Annotated in this window: 1 pseudogene; it reads left to right on the forward strand. The window is 67.1% G+C overall.

What is annotated here, in order from left to right:
• Positions 1-821: 821 nt before the first annotated feature.
• Positions 822-1,152: pseudogene (locus tag E3O18_RS16365) on the forward strand (hypothetical protein); the annotation flags it as partial.

A 1,152-nucleotide genomic window follows, 5' to 3' on the forward strand; every position in this document is an offset into this window, starting at 1 on the left:
CTGGCTTGGTCAATGCCGGTTATCTCTGCGAGTCTCACCTGAGTGAGGCCTTTGCTCCGGCGAGCGGCGCGGACGAGAGTAGACGAAGCTGCCACAATCGCCTCCTCCTTATTTCCAATATGACTTGGGCATCATATTCTAGCGTGCACTCGATGCAACCCGTGCCTGAGGGTCTGGCCTGCACCGGCAGGATCGGCCTGCAGGGACAACATCGGCCTGGATTGACTGTGGACACACTTGCCCTCGCCTCGACGATCGGCTCGCGAATCCGCCGGGGCGCCTGGCACGTGGGTGGACACTGGAGGTTCATGGAAGTAAGCCGTCCAGAACCGTTCGCCGGATTCTCTCGACCGCGTCGGCCGCGTCGGCCGCGTCGGCCGCGTCGGCCCCCCCCCCCCCCCCCCNCGCTGGCCGTCCCACGCCACGAGAACCGGGTCGGCCGTCCAGCCGGACACCATTGACGTCCACGCCCGGGCGGTCGACCAGATCGTGGGGTCAGTCGGAACGACGTATTCGAGGGTGGCGTTCTCCGGCGTGGTCTCGGCGAAGCCGAGTCGAGCCAGATCCAGACCTGTCCGTGCGTAGACAACCGCACGGCGGGCCACCCGCCACGGGGCGAGCAGATCAGCGGCCGGGTCCCCCGACACGATGACGTCCAGCTCGGCGGCAGCGTCCCGAACCGCCTGCGCCTGACGCACGATGGCGTCCAGGCTCAACCAGGAACTGGAAATGCCCTGCGGCCCCGGATAGTCCGCCAGGAATCGGTCCCACAGGGTCTCCGGCCGCGGCAGTACCTCTCCCTCCTCGCCGCACTGCACGGCATGCATTGGGTCAGTCTCGGGCCGCTCCCCGGCTGGAACACCACCACGTCCAGCGACCACGACGACAACCGTCTTGGCTTTTACCTCGGAGCCGGCGCACAGTCGTGGAATGACCGCGCACCCGTCGCGGTCCTGACCGGCGCACCGCGCGTCACCTCGGCAGCCGCGTCGCAAAGCTCGGGCAACTCGCCATCTAAACTGGGGTTGGTGCCCACGGAAGGAACCTCAATGAGCATGGAAGGCGCGGCCTGGAGCTCGCTGCACAAGATCTCGACCGCCAGGGACGGCAAGCACGGCTTCTCCCGTGAGTCCGTGCGGCGGATCATGACGT

This window comes from Cryobacterium sp. TMT2-42-4 (assembly GCF_004402645.1).
Taxonomy (GTDB): Bacteria; Actinomycetota; Actinomycetes; order Actinomycetales; family Microbacteriaceae; genus Cryobacterium; species Cryobacterium sandaracinum.